The sequence below is a fragment of the Streptococcus sp. KCJ4932 genome (assembly GCF_004352745.1).
Lineage (GTDB): Bacteria > Bacillota > Bacilli > Lactobacillales > Streptococcaceae > Streptococcus > Streptococcus ruminicola.
Genome location: NZ_SJWW01000028.1, coordinates 1 through 4,232 on the forward strand (window position 1 = coordinate 1; position 4,232 = coordinate 4,232).

Genomic DNA, 4,232 nt, shown 5'->3' on the forward strand with positions numbered 1-4,232 from the left:
CCTATAAAAATTATTCCATGAATTTTGGTGTAACTATTTTTAATATTTCATTGTTAGTTTATACGATTTTGATATTTTCTTTTCGTTATTTAGAAGTTGCAAGTGATTCGGGAATGTGTCGTCTTAATATTGATATTCGATATGGAATGGATAATGTTGTTTATCTTTATTCTTTATTTTTTGTAGGATTTTTATTGTATTTGAATTATCGTACGCATGAGTGGCAAAATACCCAACTTCAAGAAATAAAGGACAAACAAATTTCTTATCTATCTGAGTACAGTCATCATATTGAATCATTGTATCAAGAAATTCGTAGTTTTCGTCATGATTATACTAATATTTTGGTGAGTTTAAATGAATCTATCAAATCTAGGAATATTGATTCTGTAGAAGAAGTTTATCATTCTGTACTTGAAAATACTGATAAGAAGTTTTATCAAAGTAAATATGATATTGCAAAACTTTCTAATATTCAAGGTGATGCAATGAAGAGTATTGTATCTGCTAAATTGTTAAAAGCAAATAGTATGGGAGTGGCAATTTCAGTTGAGATTCCGGAAGTAATTGGGGTTCCCAATATAGAAATTTTAGATTTTATCACTATTCTATCTATCTTTTTGGACAATGCCATTGAAGCTAGTGTTTTGTCTAAAAATCCAAGTTTAACAGTAGCGTATTTCGAAGATGGTGCTCAAAAAATACTAGTGATTGAAAATAGTATTGAAACATTTAGGGTTAACACCAAGACTATTTTTAAGCGTGGCTTTTCATCTAAAGGAGACAATCGTGGCATAGGGTTAGCCAATGTTAAAGAGATTTTAGATAAATACGATAATGTTATTTTGAACACAACAAGTGTTGATTATCGATTTAGGCAGGAGATGAAATTTGAGAGTGAACCATACGATATGTAGTTAATTGAAATGTTTTTTCTTTTTAAAAAGAGCTAGGGATTTCCCTAGCTCTTATCTATATGTGTTAACCAATTTTTCGTTTTCCTTTGTTAAAACTTAACAAAGTTACCTCACCATAACCACCGACAATTTGCTTGAGTTCTTTTTCGTTAAGTACTTGAAAGTGTTGAGTGAATTGGTTAAGTTGTTGGTTCATTTTATAATCTCCTTGATTTCTTATTGATGTTTTAATTATAAACTCATAAGAATCAATTTGATTTTAAATGTCATGAATGGTCGTTTAAATGTCATGAACGGTATTTTTTTATTCTTAACCGTTAACTAATTGTCTGTAAATGCCATTTTGGCTTATTAAATCATTATGATTGCCTTCTTCGACAATATGTCCTTTATCAATAACATAAATTTTATCGCATTGTTTTGCTATACTTAGACGGTGGGCGATAAAGATAATGGTTTTATGATGTAATGATAAGAGATTGTTGATGATTTTCTTTTCTGTTAAAATATCTAAGCCACTGGTGGCTTCATCTAGTATAAGAACAGGTGATTTTGTTAATAGGGCTCGAGCAAGTGCTAGTCTTTGCTTTTGGCCTCCAGAGAGTCCTGCACCATCAGTAACTTCAGTATGAAAACCAAGTGGCATTTTTTCAATATCTGAAAGAATTTCAGCAGTTTGGCAAGCAGTGATGATATCTTGTTCATCTACCTTCTCGACAGCTCCTAAAGTCAGGTTTTCAAGAATGGAACCACTAAATACATATGCCTCTTGAGGAAGATAATTGATATAGGCTCTCAAGTATTTTTTATTGATTTTTTCTATATTAATATTATTTAAAAGAATCTCTCCTTTAGTGGGTGAATAAAAATTGACAAAGTGTTTAGCCAGTGTGGATTTTCCGGAGCCACTGGCGCCGACAAAGCAAATTTTTTCACCAGGTTTTATTGTTAAATTGATATGATCAAGTGTGTTTTTTCGAAATCCATACTGATAGGAAACATTGTTAAATACAATCTGTCCATTTAAGGAGAAGTGACTACTTGGTAAAGTAGTTTTGTGTTCTGGTTTTACGAGATAGATTTCATTTAATCGTGTATTGGCAACGCTAGCTGATTGTAACTTGGTTTGGAGATTAATAATATTTTCAAGAGGATTAACAAAGTAGAAAAGGAGTGTGTTATAAGTTATCAGTTGACCGATACTAATCTGATTTTTCATAACAAGTTTTGCACCTATCCATAAAATACCTACTGTTAGTATTAGTTGAGTAGTTTGCTTTAGACTATTTTGTAAGCTCTCTAATGTGTTTAAGCGGAATGATTTATTAAGATATTTTTTTATTTCTGCATTAATGAGCTTGAATCTAATTTCTTCACTATTAAGTGATTTAATTGTTTCGATTCCGTTAATGTCTTCGATAATAGCGGAGCTTACTTTAGAGTTAGCGTGCATAACCTCTGTGTTCATTTTATTGAATGTTGGAACGAATATTAAAATGATAATTGTATAAATAGGGATAGCTAATAAAGTTAGTAAAAATAATTGATTATTTTGTACGAGCATTGCTAAGCCAACGAAAATCAATACAGTTATATCAAGAACAGTTGAAAGTATAATACTAGCTAGTGTATCAATAATGGTTGTAGCGTCAGTAAAACGTGAAACAATTTCTCCTGTTCGACGTGTTGCAAAAAAGTCAAAAGGTAACTTAAAAATATGGTCAATATATGATAAAAATATTTTCGAAGTTAGTTTTATACTTAGACTTTCCAAAAAGAATTCTTTTAAAAATGTTAGAGCTTGTTGAATAATATATGTAGCAATTAAACCAATTGAAACAATACCTAAAGTCGAGTACATTTGTTTTGGAATGTATCGATCGAGTATTTCCTGCAGGTAGTATGCACCAAAGATACTAATCAAAGTAGCAAAAATACTTGTAATAGCAATAAGGAAAATAATTTTTTTATAATTGAGGATTTCAGGGACAAAACTAAGGAGTCCTTTTTTATTTTCTCTAAAAATTTGATACTCATTTGATGGGAGTATAAAAATTGCAGCACCAGACCATTCAGATAAAAATTTTTCCTTTGGCAGTTTTGTAATTTTTACTTGTGGGTCAGGATCTCCAATTATAATATATTCTTTTTTAACATCGTAGATGACATAGTAATGTTGAAGTTTATGATTTTTATTAACGTGAGCAATAAAAGGATAAGGGATATTTTCCATATTAAAGAGCGTCAAATCAGCTTGAATAGCCTGAGCATCGAAGCCACATGCTCTAGCGGCTTCTATAATTCCTAGGGCTGTAGTTCCTTCATTGTCTGTCTTAGCTAATCTTCGTAAAGTAGCAAATGAATAGTAGGAACCGTAATGCTGAATAATACTTGATAACGCTGCTATACCGCAATCTCTCGTATCAATTTGTGAAACGTACTTATATCTTTTAAACATTGTAGTTCTTTCTAATGTATGGAATATGATGCCATTATATCATGTTGAGATAGATTTTATTAGATGAAATATAAGAATTTTTATTCAAAAAATGTTATTCATGACAAAATAGCTACCATTCATTACATTTCAATCTATTTTGCGATATGTAGGAATATACTAAGGACTGTAAAGATGAGTTACGAAAAAAGTTAAAAATATTAAGAAAAGATAGTTGAAGTCTAAATAGTATTTTTATTCGGTAAATGATAAAAATACTATTCATGACAAAATAACTACCATTCATGACATCATTAACTTTTTCCTCTCTTTCCAGAGTATACTCACTTATGTAAGATTGAAAAACAATTATTAAACGAAAGGCAATAGATATAATGATTAGCATGATTCGTCCAAGAACAAGTTTTGGTTTACGTAAAAAAAGAACAACATTTTTACAGCGTGTTATTAATTCATAAAAAATAAGGAGAAGAAAATGAAGTTGTATACAGATAATTTCCCACGTGATGGTGGAACAACTTTTTAAAAGTTGTTAGTAAATTTTTTGAAACACAATAAAAATATAAGGAGGCGGGATTAGTGAAAAAAATTGTTTTAGGTGATAATGTTTGGAAAAAATATCCATCACAAAAAAATTGGTGGGATTTATAAAATATAATTTTGAGTAATTAAAAGGAGAAAAGAAATGAAAAAGGTAAAAGCAACAAAACGTAATACAGTTAAAGTAGGAAAAGTTAGTGTAACAGCACGTTACGGTAAAGGTAGCTTGTAATTAGGAGGATAAGGCAAATGAAAAAAGTAAAAGCAACAAAACGTAATACAGTTAAAGTAGGAAAAGTTAGTGTAACAGCACGTTA

Annotated in this window: 3 protein-coding genes; 1 reads left to right on the plus strand and 2 read right to left on the minus strand. The window is 30.1% G+C overall.

Going from position 1 to position 4,232, the window contains the following annotated elements:
- A partial coding sequence (locus tag E0E02_RS09280) for a GHKL domain-containing protein (RefSeq protein ID WP_206282029.1) occupies positions 1-917 on the plus strand: 917 nt, incomplete at its 5' end.
- 64 nt (positions 918-981) lie between these two features.
- On the opposite strand, the gene E0E02_RS09285 is transcribed toward E0E02_RS09280, so the two are convergent.
- Positions 982-1,113, minus strand: coding sequence for a bacteriocin (locus E0E02_RS09285; RefSeq protein ID WP_133018442.1), 132 nt, complete (start codon positions 1,111-1,113; stop codon positions 982-984).
- A 114-nt stretch (positions 1,114-1,227) separates the two neighbouring features.
- Positions 1,228-3,375 carry a peptide cleavage/export ABC transporter gene (locus tag E0E02_RS09290; protein ID WP_133018443.1) on the minus strand — a complete coding sequence of 716 codons (2,148 nt, stop codon included), beginning with the start codon at positions 3,373-3,375 and terminating at the stop codon, positions 1,228-1,230.
- Positions 3,376-4,232: the final 857 nt, after the last annotated feature.